Consider the following 23,636-nt stretch of genomic DNA (forward strand, 5'->3'; position numbering starts at 1 on the left):
GGCCGCGTCTTGCCCGGCGCGGCCGCCGCGCGGTACCGTCGCTAGAGCGATCTATCAAATCGGGGGCGCATGATGGACGTTCTGCAGGAAAAGGGCTTGACACCGCTTCGCGTGATCCTCGGCTTCTCGCTGCTCAGCACCACGCTGCATTACGCGCACAACGTCGTCCGGGCGGCGGACTACCCGCCGCTCCCCGGCGTTCCGCTGCTGGTCACGCAGGTCGTCGTGGCGTTCGGCTGGGTGCTGTTCACGGCGTTCGGCTGGCTCGGCTACCGGGCGTACCTGCGCCGGAACTACCCGCGGGCGCTCGTGTTCCTGCTGGTCTACTCGCTGTCCGGGCTGGCCAGCGCGGGCCACTTCCTGGTCGGCGACGTCAACGTCCCGGCGTTCTGGTTCGCCACGATCTTCACCGACTCGGCGGCAGCGCTCGCCCTGTGGGTGTTCGTAACGTGGGCGTGGGCGGCGCTCAACCGGGTGACCTCGCGAGATCAAATTTCTACACAACATTGACGTTCGTCGGAACTATGTAGACACTCGGGTGAGTGACCACCACCACACCGGTTGCCTTCGACCGCCGTCCGGACGAGTACCGCCACTGGCGCCTCCACGTCGACGGGGAGGTGGCCTGGCTGGAGCTGGACGTCGACGAACAGGGTGGGCTGGTCCCGGGCTACGAGCTCAAGCTGAACTCCTACGACCTCGGCGTGGACATCGAGCTGTACGACGCCACCCAGCGGCTGCGGTTCGAACACCCCGAGGTCCGCGTGGTGGTGGTGACCAGCGCGAAGGACAAGGTCTTCTGCGCCGGCGCGAACATCCGGATGCTCGCCGCGTCCGAGCACCACTGGAAGGTGAACTTCTGCAAGTTCACCAACGAGACCCGCAACGGCATGGAGGACGCCACCGAGCACTCCGGCCAGACGTACGTCGCCGCGGTGAACGGGACCTGCGCCGGCGGCGGCTACGAGATCGCGCTGGCCTGCGACAAGATCCTCCTGATCGACGACAACTCCTCGACGGTCGCGTTGCCGGAGGTGCCGCTGCTCGGCGTCCTGCCCGGCACCGGCGGGCTGACCCGCGTCGTCGACAAGCGGCGGGTGCGCAAGGACCTCGCCGACGTCTTCGCGACGCGCCCCGACGGCGTCAAGGGCAAGACGGCGGTCGACTGGCGGCTGGTCGACGAACTGGTGCCGCGCCAGGGGTTCCGCGAGGCCGTGGCGAAGCGCGCCCGGGAGATCGCCCGCGAGTCCGACCGGACCGGTGAGGGTGGCATCGAGCTGACGCCGCTGGAACATCGCCATGTCGACATCGAAGTCGAAAAGGACCAGGTCACGATCACCGTCAAGGGTCCCGAAAACGACCCCGGTGACCTGCACGAAGAAGGCGCGGACGGCTGGTTCCTCGCCATGACCCGCGAGCTGGACGACGCCATCCTGCGGCTGCGCACCAACGAAGTCGAAGCCGGCACGTGGATCCTGAAGACCATCGGGGACCCGGAGAAGGTGCTCGCGCACGAGCAGGCCGTCCTCGGCTCGAAGGACTGGCTGGGCAACGAGATCACGCACTACTTCAAGCGCACGCTCAAGCGGCTCGACGTCACCAGCCGCACGTTGATCGCGTTGATCGAGCCCGGCAGCTGCTTCGCCGGGTCGCTTCTGGAACTCGCGCTGGCCGCCGACCGCCAGTACATCCTCGACGGCCCGCCGATCGACGACGAAGATTCCGAAGAGCGAGCCACGATCCGCCTGTCCGAAGCCAACTTCGGCCCGTTCCCGATGGGCAACGGCCTGACCCGCCTGCAGACGCGCTTCTACGGCGACGAGGACCACCTCGCCTGGCTCGCGCGCGAAAAGGACCACGAGCTGAGTGCGGCCGAGGCCGTCGAACTCGGCCTGGTCACCGACGCCCCGGACGACCTCGACTGGGAGGACGAGATCCGGATCGCGCTCGAAGGCCGGGCGTCGCTGTCGCCGGACGCCCTCACCGGCATGGAGGCCAACCACCGGTTCGTCGGTCCCGAGACCATCGAGACCAAGATCTTCGGCCGGCTGGCGGCTTGGCAGAACTGGATTTTCACCCGGCCGAACGCGTCCGGGCCGGAAGGCGCGCTGCGCCGATACGGTACCGGTCAGAAGGCCGTCTTCGACAGGAAGCGGGTCTAGCGCAGATGCCCGAGAAGATCGACTACGACGCCAAGATCCCCAACAACGTCAACCTCTCCGAGGACCGGCGGCTGCAGCGCGCGCTGGAGGGCTGGCAGCCGAAGTTCATGCACTGGTGGGGCGAGATGGGCCCGACGCTGGAGACCCAGGGCGTCTACCTGCGCACGGCCGTCAGCGTCGGCCGCGAGGGCTGGGCGCACTTCGACCACGTCAACGTGCCGGACTACCGCTGGGGCATCTTCCTCGCCGAGCGCGACCCGGACCGGCGGATCGCCTTCGGCGAGCACCAGGGCGAGCCGGTCTGGCAGCAGGTGCCCGGCGAGTACCGCGCCGACCTGCAGCGGCTGATCGTCATCCAGGGCGACACCGAACCGGCGTCCGTCGAGCAGCAGAAGCTCCTCGGCCTGACCGCGCCGAGCCTCTACGACCTGCGCAACCTGTTCCAGGTCAACGTCGAAGAGGGCCGGCACCTGTGGGCGATGGTGTACCTGCTGCACGCCTACTTCGGGCGCGAAGGCCGCGACGAGGCCGAAGGGCTCCTGCTGCGCAACTCGGGTAGCCCCGACGCGCCCCGCATCCTCGGCGCGTTCAACGAGGAGACCGCCGACTGGCTGGCCTTCTACATGTTCACCTACTTCACCGACCGCGACGGGAAGTACCAGCTCGGCACGCTCAAGGAGTCCTCCTTCGACCCGCTCTCGCGCACCTGCGAGTTCATGCTGAAGGAGGAGGCGCACCACATGATGGTCGGCACCACCGGCGTCGACCGCGTGGTGACCCGCAGCGCCGAGCTGATCCGCGAGCACGACACGCTCGACATCGGCCCGCACGGCGGCATCCCGCTGGCCCTCATCCAGAAGTACATCAACTTCCACTACACCGTCTCGCTCGACCTGTTCGGCAGCGAGACGTCGACGAACGCGGCGAACTACTACACCGCCGGGCTGAAGGGCCGCTGGCAGGAGACCCGCCGCAAGGACGACCACAAGCTCACCGACGACGCCCGCACGCTGGAGAAGCCGGCCGCCGACGGCACCTGGACGTCCGAGGAGCTGCAGGCGATCCTGTTGCTCAACCTCGACCTGCGCAGCGAGTACGTGGCCGACTGCCAGACCGGCGTCAACCGCTGGAACAAGATCCTCGCCGAGGCCGGCATCGACCACACGTTCCGCTTGCCGCACCCTGGCTTCAACCGCGAAGTCGGCATAAACTCCGGCCACCACGTCACTCCCGACGGCACCATCGTCGACGAGGCGACCTGGGAGGCCGGCAAACGCAAGTGGCTGCCCACCACCGAGGACCTCGCGTTCGTCCGCTCGCTGATGCACCCGGTGTACGAGCGGGGGAAGATCGCGAGCTGGGTGGCCCCGCCGCGGCAGGGCATCAACGGGAAGCCCTTCGACTACGAGTACGTGCACCTCACGTAGGAGGTCTGGTGGCGACAGCGTTCAACGCCGCGGAGTACCTGCTCACGGCCGGGCACCCGGACGCGACCGCGGTCGTGTCGCCCCGCCGCACCCTCACCTACGCCGAACTGGCCGAAGAGTCCCGCCGCGTCGCGGGCGGGCTCGTCGAGCTGGGCGTGCGGCCCGAAGAGCGCGTCATGTTCTGCATGGTCGACGACGTCGAGCTGCTCACCGGCATCCTCGGCGCGATGCTCGCCGGCGCGGTCGCCGTGCCGGTCTCGACGATGGTCACCGGGCTCGAACTGGGCAAGATGCTGGCCGACTCGCGGGCACGCCTGCTGTGCGTGTCGGGCGAGTTCGCGGAGCAGGCCGTGACCGCGCTCGGGTTCGCGCCCGAGGTCACCGACGTCCTGCTGGACCGGGCGGACGCGGCGGGCTTCGGCGTCCGGACGCACGAGTGGTCGTCGTTGAGCGGCTCGTTCCGAAGTGGACGGACGTGGGAAGACTCGCCCGCGTTGTGGCTGTACACGTCCGGGACGACCGGTCAGCCGAAGGGCGCGATGCACCGGCACGCGAGCATCCGCGCGGTGTGCGAGACGTACGCGCGCGGCGTGCTGGCGACGACGCCGGTCGACCGCTTCCTGTCCGTGCCGAAGCTCTTCTTCGCTTATGGGCTCGGCAATTCGTGCTTCTTCCCGCTGGGCGCGGGCGGGACGACGCTGCTCGAGCCCTCGCGGCCGACCCCGGCGTTGTTCGCGCGACGCGCGCGTGAAGAGCAGCCATCGTTGTTCTTCGCCGTCCCCACGTTCTACGCGGCGCTGCTCGCCAGCGACGTCCCGGACGACTCGTTCGCCTCGGTGCGGCACGCCGTTTCGGCGGGCGAGCCGCTGCCCGCGTCGCTGTTCGAACGGTTCCGCGCCCGCTTCGGCCTGGAGATCCTGGACGGCATCGGGTCGACCGAAGCGTTGCACATCTTCCTGTCGAACCGGCCCGGTGCGGTGCGGCCGGGCACCACCGGCGTCGCAGTACCGGGGTACTCCCTGCAGATCCGCGACGAGGCCGGCGCGGTGATCGACGCCGTGGGCAAACCGGGCGAGCTTTTCGTGGCCGGGCCGTCGACGGCGACCGGCTACTGGGCGCGTTACGACGCGACGAAGCTCGTGTTCCAGGGCGAGTGGCTGCGGACCGGCGACAGCTACGTGCGCAACGAGGACGGCACGTACACGTGCCTCGGCCGGTTCGGGGACATGCTGAAGGCGGGCGGGATCTGGGTTTCACCGTCCGAAGTGGAGGAACGGCTGCGGCAGCACCCGGCGGTCGCGGAGGTCGCGGTGGTCGCCGCGCCGGATGCCGACGGGCTCGACAAACCGGTGGCGTGCGTGGTGGCCGCGCCCGGCTTCGCGGTGGACCCCGACGAGCTGATCGAGTTCTGCCGTGAAGGCCTCGCGGCGTTCAAGCGCCCGCGCGGAGTGGTCGAGCTGGCGGAGCTGCCGAAGACGGCGACCGGCAAGATCCGCCGCAACGTGATCCGCGAGCAGGTCCGCGATGTCCTGCGGGTGGTGCCCAGTCCGTGATCGACGGGTACTTCGTGGTCGACGCGCACGTCCACACACCTCGCCTGCCGACGCTCAAACCCGCCTGGCTCCAGTGGGCGCACGACTTCGCGGGTTCTTATCCCTGGCGGTCGGTGTACTCCGATGCCGGGGAAGTGATCCCCTCGGCGATGGACGAGCTGATGGAGTCCGAGGGCGTCGACCGCGTGCTGCTGTTCTGCGAGTACAGCCCACGCGCGACCGGTATCCAGTCCATTGAGGACAACCTGCCGCTGGTGGCGCACAACCCGGCGCGGTTCCGGCTGGTGGCGAACGTCAACCCGTACCTGCACCACCCGCCGGCGTCGGAGGTGGCGCGGCAGCTCGACCTGGGCGCGGTGGCGCTGAAGATCCACCCCGTGCACGGCGCGTTTTCGCCGGCGGACAAGGAGCTGTACCCGGTCTACGCGTTGTGCGCCGAGCGCGGGGTGCCGGTGATCCTCCATTCGGGCACGTCGAGCTTCCCGGGCTCCCGCACGAGCTTCGGGAATCCCGAGCTGATGTCCGACGTGGTCGAAGACTTCCCGTCGGTGCAGTTCGTCTTCGCCCACGGCGGCCGCGGCTGGTGGTACGACGTGGCGGCGTTCCTCGCGTTGGCGCGCGAGAACGTCTGGCTCGACCTGGCCGGGTTGCCGCCGAAGAAGCTGCCGGAGTACTACCAGCGCTTCGACCTGGCCCGGCTGGCCGGGAAGTTCGTGTTCGGGACGGACTGGCCCGGCGTGCCGTCGGTGGCGGCGAACGTGCGGACCCTGCTCGGGCTGGGGTTGCCGGAGGACGTCTTGACCGGCGTGCTGTCGGGCAACGCGGTCAAGCTGATGCCGGGCCTAGCCTAGGATTTCGTGCAGGCAGAGGACGTTGCCCTCGGAGTCGGTGAACCACGCCGCCCGCTCGTTGCCCAGCTCCGCGATGTGGGCCACGGTCTTCAGGCCCTCCATCTCGAAGTCCTGGAACCGCACCCCGCGGTCCTCCAGCGCCTTGACTTCGGCGGGGAGGTCCGAGACTTCGAAGCTCAACGCCGTGTTTTCGCTTTGGGTACCCGCCGGCATCGGGCGGAGGCCGATCGCGCCCGCGCCCGCCGCGAAGTACAGCGTTCCGTCCTCGCCCTTCCCCGTCTGCTTCAGGCCGAGGGAGTCCGCGTAGAAGTGGCCGGCGCGTTCGCTGTCGGTCACCGGGAGCATCGTCGTGATCGTCGATTCGGTCAGCATGCACCTATCGTGCGCGCCGGGGAAACCGCTGACCAGCGAGGCTTTTTCAACGTCAGGTGTTGAACGCGCGGAGTGTGCGCATCGCTTCCGCGAGTGCCTGCGCGTCGTCACCCAGCGGGGTCAGCACGATGCGCCGCAGGATCTCCGCCGCCGCCGAGCGGGCCTTGTTCGCCATGTCCAGCCCGTGGTCGGTCAGCGCCGCGAACGTGACGCGGCGGTCGTCCGGGCTCGGGACCCGGCAGATCAGGTCCGCCGCGACCAGGCGGTCGGCCACCTTCGTGAAGCCGCCGCTGGACAGCGCCGCCTCGGTGGCCAGCTTGGTCATCGGCATCCGGTGCTCGGGTGAGCGGACCAGGCGCAGCAGGATGTCGAACGACGCCGGCGCGAGGCCGAGGCGGTCGGCGATCTCGCCCATCAGCTTGTCCTGCGTGGCCAGGTAGCCCTCGATCACCAGGCCCCACCACGTGACGATCTCGTCGTCGTCGGTCTTCGGATCCACCGCGCCAGCCTACCCGAAAGTCTGCACGGAATATATCTTGCTCGCGAGAGGTTCTGCGGTTACCTTGGAACCAGGAGGCAACCATGTCGATCAAGACGTCCGGCCTGCACCACGTCACCGCGATCGGCGGCGACCCGCAGCGCAACGCCGACTTCTACCTGCGGACCCTGGGTCTGCGGCTGGTGAAGACCACCGTGAACTTCGACGACCCGGGCACCTACCACCTCTACTACGGCGACAGCTCCGGCAAGCCGGGCTCGCTGATGACCTTCTTCCCGTGGCCCGACGCGCCGAGCGGCCGCCACGGCACCGGCCAGGCGACGACCACGTCGTTCTCCATCCCCGAAGCGTCCCTGGGCTGGTGGCAGCAGCACCTGGCCGCCAACAAGGTCGAGACCGGCCAGGTCCGCAACGCCGACGACGAAGAAACGATCACGTTCCGCGACCCGGACGGCTTGAAGCTCGCCCTGGTCGCGCACCCGCAGGGCGACCCGCGCGACCCCTGGGACACCGAACTCGTCCCGGCCGCGCACGCCATCCGCGGCCTGCACTCGGTGACACTGTCGGTGACCAAGGAGGACGCCACCGCCGGCATGCTCACCGACGGCCTCGGCCTCACCTTCGCCAACCAGGACAGCAACCGCCTGCGCTTCGCCGCCGGTGAAGGCGGGCCGGGCGCGCTGGTCGACGTCCTCGTGACACCGGACGCGCCGCGCGGGCTGGTCGCCGCGGGCACCGTGCACCACGTCGCCTGGCGCGCGCCGGACGAGGAAACCCAGAAGACCTGGCGCGAAGAGCTCGTCGACCAGGGCGTGCACGTCACGTCCATCCTGGACCGCCAGTACTTCCGCTCGATCTACTTCCGCGAGCCGGGCGGCACGCTGCTGGAGGTCGCGACCGACGAACCGGGCTTCGCCATCGACGAGCCGCTGCTGGAGCTGGGCCGCGCGCTCAAGCTGCCGCCGTGGCTGGAGCCGCGCCGCGAAGAGATCCGGCACATGCTGCCCAAGCTCAACCTCCCCGCCGAGAACAACCCGGAGCTGTCATGACGCTGGCGCACAAGTACGTCGAGGGCTCGCCGGACGCGCCGCTGCTGCTCCTGCTGCACGGCACCGGCGGCAGCCCCGACGACCTGCTCGGCCTGGCGCGTGAGCTGAGCCCGGACTCCGCCGTGCTGGCCCCGGCCGGCCCCGTGTCCGAGCACGGCGCCGCGCGCTGGTTCCGGCGGCTCGCCGAGGGCGTCTTCGACCACGAGGACGTCGTCAAGCGCGCGAACGAGCTCGCCGACTTCGTCGTCGAAGCCCGCGAGAAGTACGGGCTCGGCGACCGGCGGCTGGTCGCCGTCGGGTTCTCGAACGGCGCCAACATCGCGGCCGCGGTGACGCTGCTGCGGCCGGAGGTCGTCCGGGAGGCCGCGTTGTTCGCGGCGATGTCGCCGGTCCCGGAGCCGCCTTCGAACGACCTCGGCGCGAGCCGGGTCTTCCTGGCCAACGGCGAACGCGACCCGATGGCGCCGCTGGCGTCCACCGAGGAGCTGATCCGGCTGCTGCGCGAGCGCGGCGCCGACGTCAGCACGCAGCGCCACCCCGGCGGGCACCAGATCACGCTCGACGGCGTCCGCGCGGCCGCGAAGTGGATCATGACCTGACGTTTGTACGGAGCGTATATCGGCTCGTCCTACTATCGGGCGATGACTAACGAGGCACTACAGCGTGCTACGAAACTGCTGGACGCCGTCATCCTCGCCGACGGGCACAACGACCTGCCGTGGGAGCTGCGGCAGCACGGCGGCCCGAACCCGGTCGAGGCCGCCGCGTCGCTCGACCTGACCGTCCGGCAGCCCGCCCTGCACACCGACTTCCCGAAGCTCGCCGACGGGAAGCTCGGCATGCAGTTCTGGTCGGTGTACGTGCCGTGCGAGTTCGAGGGCCACAGCGCCGTGACGGCGGTGCTGGAGCAGATCGAGGTCGTCCACCAGCTGGCCGAGCGCTACCCCGACCGGCTGCGGCTGGTCGACACCGCGGACGAGGCCGAGGCGGCGTTCGCCGACGGCCGGATCGCGTCGCTGCTCGGCGCCGAAGGCGGGCACAGCATCGCCGAGTCGCTCGGCGTGCTGCGGATCCTGCGCCGCCTCGGCGTCCGCTACATGACGCTGACGCACAACTACAACACCACCTGGGCCGACTCGGGCACCGACGAGCCGGCCCACGGCGGCCTCACCGAGTTCGGCCGCGACGTCGTGCGCGAGATGAACAAGATCGGCATGATGGTCGACCTCTCGCACGTCGCGCCGGCGACGATGCGCGACGCGATCGAGGTCAGCTCGGTGCCGGTGATCTTCAGCCACTCTTCGTGCCTCGCGGTGAACGACCACCCGCGCAACATCCCGGACGACGTCCTGGCGCTGCTCCCCGGCAACGGCGGCGTCGCGATGACCACGTTCGTGCCGGCGTTCATCTCGCCGAAGGTCTCCGCGTGGGACCAGGAGCTGAAGGCCGCGATGGAGGCGGCGGGCCAGGACTACCGCAACCTCGGCCTGCGCGGGAAGTTCGCGAAGGAGTGGGACGGCCCGGCCAAGCCGAAGGCCACCGTCGACGACGTCGTCGCGCACGTCGAGCACGCCCGCGAGGTCGCGGGGATCGACCACATCGGCCTCGGCGGCGACTACGACGGCGTGGGCACCCTGCCGGAGGGGCTGGAGGACACGTCCAAGTACCCGGTGTTGTTCGCCGCGCTGCTCGAGCGCGGGTGGAGTGACGAAGACTGCGCGAAGCTGGCCGGTAAGAACACGCTCCGCGTGCTCCGGGAGGTTGACGGTTTCGCCCGTTAGGGGGTTTGACGCGGCGCTCCCCGCGTGCCGGACGGACACTGAGGACATGACGCACGCGCGCGGGGGCGCGGCCGACCGCCCCACCGGCCCCACCAGCCACGACCTGCCCGGCAGCGACGGTTCCGGCCGCCACCAGCTGGGCGAGAACGACGTGCCCGAAGGCGCTCTCGAACCCGCCGAGCTGCGCGCGGGCGACGTCCGGCCCGGCGCCGAGGAGGTCACGCCGGTGCGCCCGGCGCCGAGCAGGCCCGCGACCGGCAAGAAGCCGCGGCCGACGCGGATCAGCGGCACCTGGGTCGCGGTCATCGCCGGCCTCGTCGTGCTGATCGTGCTGCTGATCTTCATCCTGCAGAACCTGGACTCGGTGACCGTGCACTTCTTCGGCGCCGAGGGCAGCCTGCCGCTGGCCATCGCGATGCTGTTCTCCGCGATCGGCGGGGCGGCGCTGGTCGCGCTGATCGGTGGCGCCCGCATCCTGCAGCTGCGGAAGCAGGCGCGGCGCCGCTGACCCTCAGACGATGATCGACGTCATCGTCAGCACCTGCGCGCAAACGCTTTCGTCGCCGGTCGTGCGGACGCGGCCGAGGTCGGCCGCGTTGCGCGTGCAGAGCCGCCAGAACGTGTCCAGGTCCGTCGTCACGGTGGCCAGCGGGGTGCGTGACGGCGGGGCGCCGCGGTCGAGCGTCCAGCCGTCCCGCTCGCGGCGCGCGTACCACTTGCCGGCGCCGGTGACCGTGTAGCCGACCTGCTTGCCGACGCGCGCGTCGACGTCGCGCAGGGTGTGCGGCAGCGCGCGGACGAACGTGTCGGCGATCGGCTCGGCGTACTCGGCTTCCAGCGGCGTGTGTTCGAGAGCTTCGCGGATCTGCACGTGGTGGACCCAGAACTCCGAATAGTCGCGGGCCGCGTCCAGCCAGCGCGGCGCCGGCTCGTCGCCCGCCCAGCTCACGGGCTCGCCTTCGACGTCGAGATCGAGCTTCGCCCAGTACTCGGTCGTCTGGCCCATGAACTCGTACATCATCGTGAGCAGCACGTCCGTCGAGAGCCGGCGGCACGCGAGGACCCACTCCTCGTTGAGCCGGTCGATGAAGCGCGGGAACGCCTCACCCGGACGGGGGGCATCGGCGGTGTGCCCGTCGCGGCCGCGGGACAGCCGGCCGACCTTGTCACCCAGCAGGTGGGCGGCGACGTCCTTGACCGACCAGCCCGCGCACCTGGTGGGGCGCGTCCAGTCTTCGTCGGTCAGGGCGCCGAGCAGCGTCATCAGCGCCTGTTCCTCTTTGGAGAAGTACGGGAGGACGTCGATCGGCGGACCCCAGCGCGTCGGACTCATGTGTGCATCCAAACACCGCTGTTCGGCCTACCCGCAGGTAGCATCAGCCCGTACGCAGAGGGGAGTCCACCGGTGAACGCAGAGCGACCGAACGGCCGGGGCACCGGCGACGAGGTGGCCGACCTCGCCCGCCGCGCCGGGCAGCTGGCGGGCTGGGCCGCGCGCACCGGGTTCGCGCTCGGCCGCAAACTCCCCGGCGTCGAGACCGCCGAACGCACGGTGCGGCAGGTGGAGCACTCCCTGCTGGCCGAGCTGCGGCGCCGGCTCGACGAGGTCGACGACCCGTACCACGCGGCGCTGACGGCGGCGTCGGCGATGAACCGCCCGGCGGTGCCGGGGAAGGTCGAAGCGACCGTCACGCTCGTCCCCGCCCGCGACAACCACGCCGAGCCGCTGCGCGCCGCGATGGCCGAGCTGCTCAACCACTCCATCGGCTTCGGCCGCGAACGCGCCCGCGAGTACTTCTACGCGATCATCCTGCGCCAGCTGACGCCCGACGAGGCACGCATCCTGTCCGCGCTGTCGGACGGCTCGCCGTTCCCCGCGATCGACGTCGTCGAGCGGACCGGCATCGGCGGCACGGGCCGGGTCGCGCTGCGCAACGCGTCGACGGTCGGCAAGGCGGCCGGGGTGTCGCTGCCCGACCAGGTGCCCGGGTACGTGACGCGGCTGATCGGGCTGGGCCTGGTCGACCTCGACGAAGAGGTGCCGTCGCTGGAGACGCAGTACGAGATCCTGCTGACCGACGAGACCGTGCGAGACGCGGAGAAGCACGTCAAGCGCGCGAAGTACGTCCGGCGGACGATCCACATCTCGCGCCTGGGGGCGCAGTTCTGGCAGGCCTGCGACCCGAGCTTCGCCTAGCCGGATGGGGGCCTTCCTCAGCGGCATCCTCGCCGACTTCGCGCAGCACTGGCCCCTCTACGTCTCGATCCCGATCGTGGCCGCGCTGATCGGCTACGGCACCAAGCTCGTGGCGATCCGGATGATGTTCCAGCCGGTGGAGTTCATCGGCGTCAAGCCGTTCCTGGGCTGGCAGGGCATCGTGCCCAAGCGCGCGGCCCGGATGGCGAGCATCGCGTGCGACACGATGACCGAGCAGCTGATCAAGCCGGCGGAGGTCGTCGCGCGGCTGGACGCCGGCCGGATCGCCCAGGAGATCGAGAAACCGCTGCTGGCGGGCGTCGAGGACATCGTCCGCGAGGTGGCCGGGCACTACCAGCCGGGGCTGTGGGAGTCGTTGCCGGTGCGCGTCCAGCGCCTGGTGATCGAGCGCGTCCAGCACGAGTCGCCGCGCATGGTCGCGGCGGTGCTCGACCTGATCAAGTCCGATGTGGACAGTGTGTTCGACCTCAAGGGCATGGTGGTCACCAGCCTGGTCAAGGACAAGCGCCTGCTGAACCGCATCTTCCAGGAGGCGGGCGCGAAGGAGTTCAAGTTCATCGCGCGGTCCGGGCTGGTCTTCGGCGGCGCGATCGGCGTGATCCAGATGGTGGCGTGGGTGCTGTTCAAGTTCCCGCCGATCATGCCGATCTTCGGGTTGTTCACGGGCTGGTTCACCGACTGGCTGGCACTGCGGATGATCTTCTACCCGATCGAACCGCGGCGCTATTTCGGGGTCGAGTGGCAGGGGTTGTTCCTGAAGCGGCGCGCGGAGGTCGCGGAGGCGTACGGTTCGTTGATCGCGAAGGAGATCATCACCCCGCACAACGTCATCGAGGCCATTTTGCACGGGCCGCTGTCGGACCGGGTGCTGGCGTTGATCCAGCGCCAGCTGGACCGGGAGCTGGGCAGTGTGGCGAAGCCGTTGCTGGTGTTCGCGGTGGGCTCGCGCAAGTACCAGGACGTGAAGCTGGCGATCGCTTCGCAGATCATGTCGCGGCTCCCGGAGACGATGCGGTACATCGAGGACTACGCGACCGATGCGATGGACATCCGGAACGTGCTGGTGTCGAAGATGAAGGAGCTGTCGCCCCGGGAGTTCGAGCGGTTGCTGCGGCCGGCTTTCGAGCAGGACGAGTGGATTTTGATCGCCACCGGGGCGGTGCTGGGGTTCGCGGTCGGTGAGGGACAGGTGCTGTTGCTGGAGCACCTCGCGGTCTGAGCCCGGACGGGCGAGCAACTCCACCCGAACGGCCGTACACCCGGACGTATCCCGGTGCTTACCTTGCGCCACTAGTCTGCGTCAGGACGACGACCGGGCGGGGGAGCCCCATGACTGCTGAACCTTGGCCGCAGGAGATCCGCCTGGCGGTGACCATGGTGGGCGGCTCCAGCCTCGCCATCTGGATGGGCGGCGTCGCCACCGAGACGTCCCGGCTGCTGCGGGAATCGCGCGGGGACGCCGAGCCCGGGCTCTACCGGAAACTCCTGGACCTGCTGCGCGCCACCGTCTCGGTCGACGTCCTCACCGGGACCAGTGCCGGCGGCGTCAACGCCGCCTGCCTCGGGCTCGCCGAGGCCTTCGGCTCGACGCCGGAAGTCCTGCGCGACACCTGGATCACCATCGGTTCGCTGGAAAACCTGATCCGGGACCCGCGCGAAAAGGAACCGCGGTCGGTGCTCGACGGCGACCGCGTGCTGCTCGGGGACCTCGAACAAGCCCTGCGGCAGATCACCGGCCACGGAACACCGCCCGCCGCGGAGCCCGACGTCACCGTGCTGCTCACCGGGACGATGATCGACGGTGAGACCACCCGGTTCGACGACGCGCTCGGGAACCTCGTGCGGGACACCGAACACCGGATGCTCTTCCGGTTCTGCGGTCCACTGTGGACACCCGGGGTGGAGGGGCCGCTCGCGCTGGCGGCCCGCTCCACCGCGTCGTTCCCCGGCGCGTTCGAGCTGTCGCGGATGCCCATCGGCGCCGAGGGCACCGACCGGCTGCACCCCGACATGACGCCGTACACCGAGCTGACCCGCTCGCACTGGCTCACCGACGGCGGCGTGCTGCTGAACAAACCGCTGCGGCCCGCGCTGCGCGAGATCTTCGAACGCCCGTCGCACTCGGACGTCCGGCGGCTGCTGCTCTACGTCGTGCCCACCGGCGAAAAGGACGCCGACGCCGTCGAGTGCGATCCCGCCGATCCGCCGCTGCTGTCGCACGCCATGGCCAAGGTCGTCAACACCGTGATGAGCCAGTCGATCAGCGCCGAGCTGGACGACCTGACCCGGCACAACGACGCCGTGCTCCGCGCGCGGGACACCCGCGTTTCCCTTGCCGCACTGGGACTTCGCGGTGGGCCCGAGCACCTCGTCGACGAGCGGATCGCCGCCGCCTACCTCGAGCGGCGGACCGCCGAGGACGCCGCCGAGCTCGTCCGGGTCGCCGCCCGGCGGTACGCGCTGTCCGAAGCGGACACCCCGGACCGCGACTGGGCGTCCGGGATGTCGCGGCAGCTGCGCGCGATCGCCATCGCCGGGTTGACGAGCGGGGTCCCGGCCACCCCGCCGCCTGCCGGCATCGCCGTCGCCGACCTCGTCGGCTACCGGACGACCGCGCTCGACGACGCCGTCGCCACCGGCCTGCAGCTGATCAACGCCGGGTTCCGGCTGCAGCCGGACGCCACGCGTGCGAAGGAGCTCAACGACGCCCGCGCCGAGCTCCACGCCGCGCGGTCGACGGCCTCGCGCGGGGTCCGGCTCGGGCAGTGGGTGGCCGCGCACGCCGGGCCGGGCGCGAGCAGCACCCTCGAAGCCTGGATCCGCGAACTGGCCGAGGAGTGGGCCGGGCTGGGCCGCTCCGCCGCCGTCGCCGAGGCGTGGCCGAAGGTGGTCGCCGGCCTGCGCGCCGCGGCGCCGACGCTGCGGGCGCTGGCCGGCGGCGACGACACCGTGACCACCCTGCTGGACTGGCTGGCGTTGACGCCCGAGGTGGCCGACGAGGTCGTCCAAGCCCGGCTCCTGGCCCTGCACGTGGCGACGCGCGGGCTGCTCGCCCAGGCGCCGTCGGTCGACCAGCGCGTCGACCTGGTGCAGGTCAGCGCCGATTCGCGGACGCTGCTGGACATGACGCGGCAGCGGTCGGGGGACAAGCTGACCGGGCTGCAGGCGAGCTACTTCGGCGCGTTCTACAAGGCGTCGTGGCGGGCCAGCGACTGGATGTGGGGCCGCGTCGACGGCGCCGGGTGGCTCGTCCAGTGCCTGCTCGACCCCGTCCGCCTCGAGACGCTGCGGGACGTCCTCGGCCGGGAGCGGTTCCGCGACGAGCTCGTCGCCGCGTTCGGCCCGTCCTGGCGCAAGCCCGACGAACAGGACCGCTGCACGCCGCAGGAGGCGGCGCAGCTGCGCGATCAGCTCACGGCCGAACTGGCCTTCCTGGGTCTCGACGCCGACCTGCGGCCGGTCGACTTCAAGCCCGAGCGGCCGGTCGGCCTGCCGGTGACGGCGATGGTGCTGGCCCGGTCGCGGCAGGCCGAGATCGCCGCGGAGGAGCTGCCGGTCGTCGACCTCACGGTCCGCCACGACGCCCGGGACGCCAAGAACATCGAGGAAGCGCTGGCCGAGGACCGTCCCCGCGTCGACGTCGGCGCCGCGCAGGCTCGGTTCCAGGCGTGCCGCGTCTCGGCCGAGAAACTCGCCGGCGAGCAGGGCACCGCGCGGCTGACCCGCACGCTCGTCGCGCTCGGCGCGGCCGTGGTGAACGCCGGCACGGTCGCGTTCCGGCTGCCCGGCGGCTGGCCGCAGACGGTGGCGGGCATGCTGCGGACGGTGGCCAGGAGCACGGCGAAGGTCGCCCAGGGCGCGTCCCGCCTCGGCACGGCGGGCTCGCTGGGGGCCGGCCTCCTCGCGCTGCTCGCCGGGCTGGTGCTCGGCAACAACGGCGGCGCGGTGCTGCAGTGGATCGGCCTGCCGGTGCTCGCCGGCGCGGTCGTCTACCTCGCGACGGCGCTGCTCACGATGGGCCGGTTCGCGCGGAGGCTGTTCGCCGCGCTCGGCGTGCTGGTGGTCGCGGCGCTGCTGCTGGCCGCGTTCCTCCCGCCGATCGCCGGGCCGTTCTTCGGCTGGCTCGGCGGGGTCGTCGCGGGCTGGCGGCGCGGTGAGGGCGCGGTGTGGTGGCTCGTGGTCTCCGGCCTGTTGATCCTGCCCGCGGTGGTGATGCCGCTGAGCGGGATCTGGCGCCGGCTGAGGCACCGCAAGCGAGCCTGAACCGGCCCGTCGCCTTGCGATCACGGGCGCGAGGGTTCATCGTGCGAATAGGCCGCGAGCCACGCGCGAGCGACCCAGGCGCGCGTGTGCCCAAGCACCGGCTGCTTCAAACATGTTTGTGGGACTGCTCACCGGGTACTCCGCGTCGTCGCAGGTCATCGCGGGGGTCGTGAGCTGCATCGCTGGCAGGCGGAAAATTCTCTGTTACGTTTCCTGAGTATGTCCGTAACGCACTTGATCGAATCCCCGACCAAGGCGGACGGCGCGGAGCTGTGGAGAATCGCGCGCGATTCCGCCAAGCTCGATCTCAACTCGCCGTACGCATACATGCTGTGGTGCCGCGATTTCGCCGAGTCCTCGGTCGTCGCGCGTGAAGACGGCAAGGCGGTCGGATTCGTCACCGGCTACCGCAGGCCGGGTGAACCCGAGGTCGGGTTCGTCTGGCAGGTCGCGGTCGACGCGTCCCAGCGCGGGAAGGGCCTGGCAGGGAAGCTGCTCGACGCCCTGTACGACCGCCTGGTCGACGCCGGAGTGCGTTACCTCGAGACCACCATCACCCCGGACAACGAAGCGTCCATCCGGCTGTTCACCTCCTTCGCGAAGCGTTGGGAGGCGTCGATGGAAACCACGGTGCTGTTCGACGGCGCGGATTTCCCCGGCGACGGCGAACACCTACCGGAAGAGCTTTACCGCATCGGTCCGCTCACGGCACGCAAAGATCCGGGCGAGTAGGAGAAAAGAAACGTCATGAGCATCTTCGAAGAGCTCGAATCCGAAGTCCGCAGCTACAGCCGCGGCTGGCCGGTCGTGTTCGACCGCGCGCAGGGCAGCTGGCTGTACGACGAGAGCGGAAAGCCCTATCTGGACTTCTTCGCCGGGGCCGGCGCGCTGAACTACGGGCACAACAACCCGGCGCTCAAGCAGGCGCTGATCGACTACATCCAGCGCGACGGCGTCACCCACGCCCTGGACATGTTCACCGTGGCCAAGCGCGACTTCCTGCAGACCTTCCGCGACAAGATCCTCGACCCGCGCGGGTACGGCTACAAGGTCGTCTTCCCCGGGCCGGGCGGCGCGAACGCCGTCGAAGCCGCGCTGAAGCTGGCGCGCAAGGTGACCGGCAAGGAGTCGGTCATCAACTTCACCAACGCGTTCCACGGCATGACGCTGGGCGCGCTCTCGGTCACCGGCAACTCGATGAAGCGCGGCGGCGCCGGCGTCCCGCTGGTGCACGCCACCCCGATGCCGTACGACAAGTACTTCGACGGCGCGATGCCGGACTTCCTGTACTTCGAGAAGCTCCTGGAAGACTCCGGCAGCGGGCTCAACGAGCCGGCCGCGGTGATCGTCGAGGGCGTCCAGGGCGAGGGCGGCATCAACGCCGCGCGCCTGGAGTGGCTGAAGGGTCTCGACGACCTCTGCAAGCGCCACAACATCCTGCTGATCCTCGACGACGTCCAGATGGGCTGCGGCCGCACCGGGCCGTTCTTCAGCTTCGAGGACGCCGGGATCAAGCCGGACATCGTCTGCCTCTCGAAGTCCATCGGCGGCTACGGCATCCCGATGGCGCTGACGCTGATCAAGCCGGAGCTCGACGTCTGGGAGCCCGGCGAGCACAACGGCACCTTCCGCGGCATCAGCCCGGCGTTCGTCACCGCCAAGGAAGCGATCGACGTCTACTGGAGCGACGACGAGCTCGAGAAGTCGACCAAGGCCAAGGGCGAGCGCATCGCCGCGGCCTTCTCCGGCATCGTCGAGTCCTACCCCGACGCGAAGCTCTACGCCAAGGGCCGCGGCCTCGCGCGCGGCATCGAGTTCCAGAACGGCGACCTGGCCGGCCGCGTCTGCGCGGAAGCGTTCGCGCGCGGCCTGCTGATGGAAACCTCCGGCCCCGACGGCGAAGTCATGAAGCTGCTGCCGCCGCTGACCCTCACCGACGACGAACTGACGCAGGGCCTGTCGATCATCGACGAGTCGATCAAGGCCGTTCTCAAGAAGTAAAGGAGATTGCCCGTGCTCGTCCGCACGCTCGACGAGATCACCGACACCGACGCCGACATCAAGACCCCGAACTGGCGCAGCAAGAGAATCATCCTGGCCAAGGAGGGCGTCGGCTTCTCGGTGCACGAGACCACGCTGTACGCGGGGACGGTCAACGACTTCTGGTACGCCAACCACATCGAGGCGGTGTTCATCACCTCCGGCGAGGGCGAGATCGAAGACCTCGCGACCGGTGAGGTGCACCAGCTCAAGCCCGGCACCCTCTACCTGCTCAACGACCACGACAAGCACCAGGTCCGGCCGAAGACCGAGATCAAGTGCGTGTGCGTGTTCAACCCGCCGGTGACCGGCCGCGAGGTGCACGACGAGAACGGCGTGTACCCGCTGATCACCGAGGACTCGTAAACCCCGGAGAGGAAACAGGAGGCGAAGCCCGTGACGCTGACGGACACCCGGGTCGACGACGGTTACCCGACCCGGATCACCGGTACGCCGGAGCACCTGCCGCGCGTGCACCCCACCGTGTGGGGCACCGAAGCCGACGGCCCGATCGACGCCGCCACGCTGGCCAACCACGAGACCAAGGGCTACACCGTGGTCGAGGACCTGCTCTCCGTCGGGGAGGTGCAGACGTACTGGCAGGAGCTGGTGCGGCTGTCCTCCGACGACGAGCTGGCCAGGGACGAGCGCGTGATCACCGAGGCGAAGACCGGTGAGGTCCGGTCGATCTTCGACGTCCACGAGATCTCGGCCCTGATCGCCGAGCTGGTGCGCGACCCGCGCGTGCTGGACCGGGCCCGGCAGCTGCTCGGCTCGGAGGTGTACGTCCACCAGAGCCGCGTCAACTACATGCCCGGGTTCAAGGGCACCGGGTTCTACTGGCACTCGGACTTCGAAACCTGGCACGCGGAGGACGGCATGCCGGCCCCGCGCGCGGTCAGCTGCTCCATCGCGCTGACCGACAACTACCCGTTCAACGGCGGCCTGATGATCATGCCGGGCTCGCACCGGACGTTCGTCCAGTGCGCCGGCGAGACGCCGGACGACAACTACAAGGCGTCGCTCAAGGACCAGCGGGTGGGCGTGCCCAGCGAGGACGACATCACGAAGATGGCGGCCGAGCACGGCATCGACCAGTTCACCGGCCAGGCGGGTTCGGCGCTGTGGTTCGACTCGAACATCATGCACGGCTCCGGCAACAACATCACCCCGTACCCGCGCTCGAACATCTTCCTGGTGTTCAACAGCGTGGAGAACGCGTTGCAGGAACCGTTCGCCGCGAGCACGCCGCGGCCCGCGTTCATCGCCGGCCGCGACTCGACCCCGATCTCGCGGTAAAGCACAGCCCGCCGGTGACCGGCCAGGTGCGCCCTGTTACCGTGTCGCCACCGCGCGGGCGTGTGGTCCGCGCAACAGACGTCTTCGCGGACGATCGGCGGGTGCTTCGCTCGGGGTGAGCTCACCCGCCTGGTCGCCCGCGGTGACGGACGGGCGGACCGCGCCCCCTGGCGGCCCGGCTGTTTGCTCCACCACGACCCCCTACCAGCGGATCGGGACCGCTGGTAGGGGGTCGTGCCATGTCCGCCGGTGGATGCCGCACCGCGTCCCGCTGACCGCTACGGAATTCGCAGACGCCCCAAAACTCCTGGTACCGGGCCTGCTCGACAGCCGGTGACCACGGTAGGTTGACTTCCCGGCGAGGGAGACGCCGAACCGACCGTGAACCCCCGGGGAGGTGGGCGCGAGCATGGCCGAATGCCGGTTCCAGCTGCTCGGGCCCGTCCAGCTCTTCGCCGGCGACGTCGCCGTCCCGATCGGTGGTCCCGGTGTCCGCGGCCTGCTCGCCCTGCTCGCGCTCAAGCCCGGCAAGGTCGTCGGGCTCGACGAGATCATCGACGCCCTCTGGAGCCACGACCCGCCCGCCACCGCGCGCACCATCGTCCACGGCAACGTCTCCCACCTGCGGCGGATCCTGCGCGACATCGACGGCCCGAGCATCCTGACCACGCCGCCGGGCTACCTGCTGGCGGTCGAGCCCGAGCGCGTCGACGTCCACCGGGCGCGCAGCCTGCTGGACCGGGCGTCGCTCGCCACCCCGGAGACCGCCGCCGCGCTGCTGGCCGAGGCGCTCGCGCTCTGGCAGGGCCCGGCGCTGGGCGGCGTCCCGGACTCGCTGCGGGCGCCCGAACTGGAGGACCTGCGCCTGGCCGTGCACGGCGCCCGCGTCGACGCCGACCTCGACCTGGGCCGGCACGCCGAGCTGATCGTCGAGCTGAGCCCGATCGTCCGCGCCGACCCGCTCGCCGAGCGGACCGCCGGCCAGCTCATGCGCGCGCTGTACCACGCCGGGCGGCGCGGGGACGCGCTCGAGCTGTACCGGACCGTCTCGCGCGCCACGCTGCGCACGCTGGGCGTCGAGCCCGGCGCCGAGCTGCGCTGGCTGCACGAGCGCGTCCTGAACGACGACCTCCCGGTGCGGGACGTCGTCGCGCCGGCCGCCGCCGAGCCGGAGAAGGCGATCTCGCAGCTGCCCGCCGCGGTGCCGAGCCTGGCCGGGCGCACCGACGAACTGGCCTGGCTCGACAGCCTGGTCACCCGCGCCGAAGCGGGCGAGACGACCATCGCCGTCGTCACCGGGACCGCCGGGGTCGGCAAGAGCACGCTGGTCGTGTGGTGGGCGCACCGCGTCGCGCCGCGGTTCCCGGACGGCGTGCTGTTCGCGTCGCTGCGCGGCTTCGACCCGCACCACCCGCCGCTGGAGCCGGCCGACCTGCTCACGCAGTTCCTGCTCGGCCTCGGCGTCGAAACCGCGAAGATCCCCGAGCTGCTGCACGAACGCGTCGCGCTCTACCGGTCGCTGATCGCCGGGCGGCGGATGCTCGTGCTGCTGGACGACGCCCGCGCCGCCGAGCAGGTGCGCCCGCTGCTGCCGCCGAGCGCGCGGACGATGACCGTCGTGACCAGCCGGTCCCGCCTGGACGGGCTCGCCGTGTCGAACGCGGCCAAGCAGCGCGTCCTCGGCACGCTCGCGCCCGACGACGCCGTGCGGCTCATCGAGGAGCTCGCCGGGCCGGCCACGCTCAACCACGCCTTGGCGCGGCTGTGCGGCTACCTCCCGCTCGCCCTGCGAATCGCGGGCGCGCGGCTTTCGGCGAGCGCGCAGCGGACCGCGGAGGAGCTGGTCGACGAGCTGGGCAACGAACGCACCCGGCTGGCCGGACTGCAGGTCGAAGGCGCCGACGACGGCGTGCGGGCCGCGTTCGACGTCTCCTTCCGCGGCCTGCCCGGCGAGATCGCCGAGACGTTCCTGCAACTCGGTGCGGTGCCCGGGGTGCTGGTCGGGCCGCACCTGATGGCCGCGGTCGCGCAGATCCCGGTCGCCGAGGCCCGGCGGCGGCTGCGCGCGCTGGCCGCGCACAATCTCATCGAAGAGACCGCCCGGGACGTCTTTGCGCCGCACGACCTCGTCTGGCTCTACCTGAGGGAGCTCGCGGAGCAGGAGCTGGGCGAGAAGGAGCGCGACGAGGCGCTCGGCTGGACGGTCCGCTACTACCAGGCGGTGGCCGACCGGGCGCGGCGCCGGCTGGGCCACGTCGCCGACCCGCTGGACTTCACCGGCGTGCTCGCCGACGAGGCGATGCCGCCGCTGACCGGCTTCGCCGAGGCGCAGGACTGGTTCGCGGCCGAGTGGCCGAACCTCCTCGCGGCCCTCGACGCCGCGTACGCGGCCGGCCGCCACGACGACGTCTGGCGGCTCGCGCTCCTGGGCCACACCTACCGCGTGGTGTGCCCGCTGCTGGACGAGTGGACGCGGATGGCCGACGTCGGCGTCGAGGCGGCGGAGGCGGCCGGCGACGTCGAGGGCCAGTGCTGGCTGCGGCTCGCGCGGTGCGAGATCGCGCTGACGTTCGAGCTGCCGGGCTACGGGTTCGCGGACGCCGAACGGGCGGCGGCGCTGGCGGCCGGGTCCGCCGACGCGCGGCTGACCACGTCGGCCGACCTGCACCTCGGCCGCGCGCTGAGCCGGCGCGGCGAGCACCAGAAGGCGATCGACCGGCTGGCGAAGGCGATCGCGGAGGCCCCGGACGTCACGCTGCGAGGCCAGGCGCTCAGCAGCTGCGCGCAGGCGGAGAAGCGGGCGGGCCGGCTGGCCGAGGCAGTCGCCCACCAGCTCGCCGGGCTGGAGATCGACCGTGAGCTGGGCGACGACGACCGGGTCGTGGTGGCGCTGGACAAGCTGGCCGACCTGAGCCTCCGCGCGGGCGACCTGGAGGCGGCGGAGCGGTACGTCTGGGAGGCGATCGACCTGGCGATCAGCCGCGAGTTCGTGGCCCGCGAGGGCGCCTTGCGGCTGACGCTGGGGCGGGTGCTGCGGGCGCGCGGTGATCTCGACGGCGCGCGGGAGCAGCTGGCGTTGTCCGTGCGCATTTACGAACGGGTGCACCCGAAGCTCGTCGGCGAGGTGCGGGCTGAACTCGCCGAACTCCAGTGATGGCTTTCGCGCGACAACTCCGCGCCGCTGATCGACATTTGTGAAGAGAGTTGCGAATGGATCACGACCCGGGCGATCACCGTGAATCCTTAGTGGATTCTTAGTGCCCGCGGGCGGCGTCCGCGTAGGTTCGGCAGTGCCGGCTGAGCCCTAGGGGAGGGGCAGGCTGAGACGCCGGCGCCGGGCCCCGTGCGGGAAAACCCCGCCGGGGCCGGGAGCCGCCAGGAGCGGCTCGTGGCGGCCCGGCCGGCCGACGTGGGGGTAGGCCGGCCGGTCGCCAGGCTCGCCTCAGCTCACGTTCGCCGTGCAGAGCGCGATCGTCGTCCCGCTGTTTTCCGCGACCTTCTTGCCGTCGACGAGAATGGCGCAGCTGATTTCGTTGTTCATGTTGGAATTGCGCGTGTCGGCGGTGAGCGTCAACAGGTACGAACCATTGTTGTACGACGCCGCGCCCTCCCACGCGTCGGTGCTCGCCGGCGCGTTCTCCGTGCGCTGGTCGGACAGGCTGCCGTAGCGCACGGTCGCGCCGCCGGCGGAGGTCACCTGGAACGTCACGGTGTGCTTGTCCCCGCCCACCGCGGGCAGGTGCAGCCCGGACTCGCCGCCGCCGAGGAAGGTCGAGTACAGCAGCATCCCGGCCGTCGTCAGCAGCGCGGCGATCGTGGCCACCAGCGCGGTGATCGCGAGCCCGCGGTCGCCCACGGTGCCCTTCTTGACCTGGACCAGCCCGGTGATCGCCAGCACGAGCCCGATCCCGCCCAGCGGCCACGCGACGAACCCGATGTCCGGGACGAACGTGACGACCAGGGCGGCGACGCCGAGCAGCAGGCCGACGATGGCGAGGATGTTCCGCCCGGGTTTGGCGTTGGCCTGACGACGCTCCGTGGCCGTCACCGGTGGCGCGGGCCGTCCGTGGCGCGCGGCGGTCGGCGGCGGGTACTGCGGGTCGGTCATCATGCGGGCCCCTT

General features: G+C 70.6%; 21 protein-coding genes. 17 read left to right on the forward strand and 4 right to left on the reverse strand.

The window, feature by feature from the left end:
• The first annotated feature begins 72 nt into the window (after positions 1-72).
• Genes ACERZO_RS35085 through ACERZO_RS35105 form a run of 5 tightly spaced genes read left to right on the forward strand, consistent with a single transcriptional unit; the run spans position 73 to position 5,993 of the window.
• Positions 73-510, forward strand: a complete 438-nt coding sequence (locus ACERZO_RS35085) for a hypothetical protein (RefSeq protein ID WP_372670102.1) — start codon at positions 73-75, stop codon at positions 508-510.
• Positions 511-542: 32 nt separating this feature from the next.
• Positions 543-2,162: a 2,3-epoxybenzoyl-CoA dihydrolase gene (gene boxC / locus ACERZO_RS35090; protein ID WP_372670104.1), complete on the forward strand. Its 1,620-nt coding sequence runs from the start codon at positions 543-545 to the stop codon at positions 2,160-2,162.
• Between the two features lie 5 nt (positions 2,163-2,167).
• On the forward strand, positions 2,168-3,589 hold the full coding sequence (gene boxB / locus ACERZO_RS35095; protein WP_372670106.1) for a benzoyl-CoA 2,3-epoxidase subunit BoxB: 1,422 nt from the start codon (positions 2,168-2,170) through the stop codon (positions 3,587-3,589).
• An 8-nt stretch (positions 3,590-3,597) separates the two neighbouring features.
• Positions 3,598-5,142, forward strand: a complete 1,545-nt coding sequence (locus ACERZO_RS35100) for a benzoate-CoA ligase family protein (protein WP_372670108.1) — start codon at positions 3,598-3,600, stop codon at positions 5,140-5,142.
• Entirely contained in the window at positions 5,139-5,993 is an 855-nt protein-coding gene (locus tag ACERZO_RS35105) for an amidohydrolase family protein (protein WP_372670110.1), read from the forward strand. Before ACERZO_RS35100 ends, ACERZO_RS35105 begins: the two co-directional genes overlap by 4 nt.
• On the opposite strand, the gene ACERZO_RS35110 is transcribed toward ACERZO_RS35105, so the two are convergent.
• Positions 5,985-6,365: a VOC family protein gene (locus ACERZO_RS35110; protein WP_372670111.1), complete on the reverse strand. Its 381-nt coding sequence runs from the start codon at positions 6,363-6,365 to the stop codon at positions 5,985-5,987. The genes ACERZO_RS35105 and ACERZO_RS35110 overlap by 9 nt on opposite strands.
• Before the next feature lie 52 nt (positions 6,366-6,417).
• Positions 6,418-6,864 (reverse strand): MarR family winged helix-turn-helix transcriptional regulator, encoded by a 447-nt coding sequence (locus ACERZO_RS35115; protein ID WP_372670113.1) that lies wholly within the window; start codon positions 6,862-6,864, stop codon positions 6,418-6,420.
• Positions 6,865-6,947: 83 nt separating this feature from the next.
• Here ACERZO_RS35115 and ACERZO_RS35120 point away from each other — a divergent pair, with 83 nt between their 5' ends.
• From ACERZO_RS35120 to ACERZO_RS35135, 4 genes are read left to right on the forward strand one after another with little or no spacing between them, the layout of a single operon-like run.
• The gene (locus ACERZO_RS35120; RefSeq protein WP_372670115.1) at positions 6,948-7,913 is read left to right on the forward strand and encodes a ring-cleaving dioxygenase; all 966 of its coding nucleotides are present in this window, start codon (positions 6,948-6,950) and stop codon (positions 7,911-7,913) included.
• On the forward strand, positions 7,910-8,512 hold the full coding sequence (locus ACERZO_RS35125) for an alpha/beta hydrolase (RefSeq protein WP_372670117.1): 603 nt from the start codon (positions 7,910-7,912) through the stop codon (positions 8,510-8,512). Before ACERZO_RS35120 ends, ACERZO_RS35125 begins: the two co-directional genes overlap by 4 nt.
• A gap of 42 nt (positions 8,513-8,554) precedes the next feature.
• A complete protein-coding gene (locus tag ACERZO_RS35130; protein ID WP_372670119.1) occupies positions 8,555-9,694 on the forward strand; it encodes a dipeptidase in 1,140 nt (379 codons plus the stop codon).
• A gap of 46 nt (positions 9,695-9,740) precedes the next feature.
• Positions 9,741-10,202, forward strand: a complete 462-nt coding sequence (locus tag ACERZO_RS35135; protein ID WP_372670121.1) for a LapA family protein — start codon at positions 9,741-9,743, stop codon at positions 10,200-10,202.
• 3 nt (positions 10,203-10,205) lie between these two features.
• Here ACERZO_RS35135 and ACERZO_RS35140 read toward each other — a convergent pair whose 3' ends face one another.
• On the reverse strand, positions 10,206-11,027 hold the full coding sequence (locus tag ACERZO_RS35140; protein ID WP_372670123.1) for a maleylpyruvate isomerase family mycothiol-dependent enzyme: 822 nt from the start codon (positions 11,025-11,027) through the stop codon (positions 10,206-10,208).
• A 72-nt stretch (positions 11,028-11,099) separates the two neighbouring features.
• Between ACERZO_RS35140 and ACERZO_RS35145 the strand changes: the two genes are divergently transcribed.
• The 8 genes from ACERZO_RS35145 to ACERZO_RS35180 all read left to right on the forward strand — a co-directional run bounded on the left by ACERZO_RS35145 (position 11,100) and on the right by ACERZO_RS35180 (position 22,668).
• Complete coding sequence (locus ACERZO_RS35145; protein WP_372670126.1) at positions 11,100-11,891, forward strand: Abi-alpha family protein; 792 nt, start codon at positions 11,100-11,102, stop codon at positions 11,889-11,891.
• Positions 11,892-11,895: 4 nt separating this feature from the next.
• Positions 11,896-13,131 carry a DUF445 domain-containing protein gene (locus tag ACERZO_RS35150; protein WP_372670128.1) on the forward strand — a complete coding sequence of 412 codons (1,236 nt, stop codon included), beginning with the start codon at positions 11,896-11,898 and terminating at the stop codon, positions 13,129-13,131.
• Positions 13,132-13,241: 110 nt separating this feature from the next.
• Positions 13,242-16,175, forward strand: a complete 2,934-nt coding sequence (locus tag ACERZO_RS35155; RefSeq protein WP_372670130.1) for a patatin-like protein — start codon at positions 13,242-13,244, stop codon at positions 16,173-16,175.
• A 219-nt stretch (positions 16,176-16,394) separates the two neighbouring features.
• Positions 16,395-16,907, forward strand: a complete 513-nt coding sequence (gene ectA / locus ACERZO_RS35160) for a diaminobutyrate acetyltransferase (protein ID WP_372670410.1) — start codon at positions 16,395-16,397, stop codon at positions 16,905-16,907.
• Between the two features lie 15 nt (positions 16,908-16,922).
• Positions 16,923-18,176 carry a diaminobutyrate--2-oxoglutarate transaminase gene (gene ectB / locus ACERZO_RS35165; protein WP_372670132.1) on the forward strand — a complete coding sequence of 418 codons (1,254 nt, stop codon included), beginning with the start codon at positions 16,923-16,925 and terminating at the stop codon, positions 18,174-18,176.
• Between the two features lie 12 nt (positions 18,177-18,188).
• Complete coding sequence (locus ACERZO_RS35170) at positions 18,189-18,581, forward strand: ectoine synthase (RefSeq protein ID WP_372670134.1); 393 nt, start codon at positions 18,189-18,191, stop codon at positions 18,579-18,581.
• Between the two features lie 30 nt (positions 18,582-18,611).
• Complete coding sequence (thpD, locus tag ACERZO_RS35175) at positions 18,612-19,514, forward strand: ectoine hydroxylase (RefSeq protein WP_372670136.1); 903 nt, start codon at positions 18,612-18,614, stop codon at positions 19,512-19,514.
• A gap of 409 nt (positions 19,515-19,923) precedes the next feature.
• Positions 19,924-22,668: an AfsR/SARP family transcriptional regulator gene (locus ACERZO_RS35180; RefSeq protein ID WP_372670138.1), complete on the forward strand. Its 2,745-nt coding sequence runs from the start codon at positions 19,924-19,926 to the stop codon at positions 22,666-22,668.
• 288 nt (positions 22,669-22,956) lie between these two features.
• On the opposite strand, the gene ACERZO_RS35185 is transcribed toward ACERZO_RS35180, so the two are convergent.
• On the reverse strand, positions 22,957-23,625 hold the full coding sequence (locus ACERZO_RS35185) for a DUF4190 domain-containing protein (protein ID WP_372670139.1): 669 nt from the start codon (positions 23,623-23,625) through the stop codon (positions 22,957-22,959).
• Positions 23,626-23,636 lie beyond the last annotated feature (11 nt).

It is taken from the genome of Amycolatopsis kentuckyensis, assembly GCF_041679295.1.
In the GTDB taxonomy this organism is placed as follows: Bacteria; Actinomycetota; Actinomycetes; order Mycobacteriales; family Pseudonocardiaceae; genus Amycolatopsis; species Amycolatopsis kentuckyensis_A.

Excerpts from the sequence above, each read along its gene's own strand:
- ACERZO_RS35085 (WP_372670102.1), top strand. The coding sequence starts at position 73 with ATGGACGTTCTGCAGGAAAAGGGCTTGACACCGCTTCGCGTGATCCTC.
- boxB (WP_372670106.1), top strand. The coding sequence starts at position 2,168 with ATGCCCGAGAAGATCGACTACGACGCCAAGATCCCCAACAACGTCAAC.
- ACERZO_RS35110 (WP_372670111.1), bottom strand. The coding sequence starts at position 6,365 with ATGCTGACCGAATCGACGATCACGACGATGCTCCCGGTGACCGACAGC.
- ACERZO_RS35120 (WP_372670115.1), top strand. The coding sequence starts at position 6,948 with ATGTCGATCAAGACGTCCGGCCTGCACCACGTCACCGCGATCGGCGGC.
- ACERZO_RS35125 (WP_372670117.1), top strand. The coding sequence starts at position 7,910 with ATGACGCTGGCGCACAAGTACGTCGAGGGCTCGCCGGACGCGCCGCTG.
- ACERZO_RS35130 (WP_372670119.1), top strand. The coding sequence starts at position 8,555 with ATGACTAACGAGGCACTACAGCGTGCTACGAAACTGCTGGACGCCGTC.
- ACERZO_RS35135 (WP_372670121.1), top strand. The coding sequence starts at position 9,741 with ATGACGCACGCGCGCGGGGGCGCGGCCGACCGCCCCACCGGCCCCACC.
- ACERZO_RS35140 (WP_372670123.1), bottom strand. The coding sequence starts at position 11,027 with ATGAGTCCGACGCGCTGGGGTCCGCCGATCGACGTCCTCCCGTACTTC.
- ACERZO_RS35150 (WP_372670128.1), top strand. The coding sequence starts at position 11,896 with ATGGGGGCCTTCCTCAGCGGCATCCTCGCCGACTTCGCGCAGCACTGG.
- ACERZO_RS35155 (WP_372670130.1), top strand. The coding sequence starts at position 13,242 with ATGACTGCTGAACCTTGGCCGCAGGAGATCCGCCTGGCGGTGACCATG.
- ectA (WP_372670410.1), top strand. The coding sequence starts at position 16,395 with ATGTCCGTAACGCACTTGATCGAATCCCCGACCAAGGCGGACGGCGCG.
- ectB (WP_372670132.1), top strand. The coding sequence starts at position 16,923 with ATGAGCATCTTCGAAGAGCTCGAATCCGAAGTCCGCAGCTACAGCCGC.
- ACERZO_RS35180 (WP_372670138.1), top strand. The coding sequence starts at position 19,924 with ATGGCCGAATGCCGGTTCCAGCTGCTCGGGCCCGTCCAGCTCTTCGCC.
- ACERZO_RS35185 (WP_372670139.1), bottom strand. The coding sequence starts at position 23,625 with ATGATGACCGACCCGCAGTACCCGCCGCCGACCGCCGCGCGCCACGGA.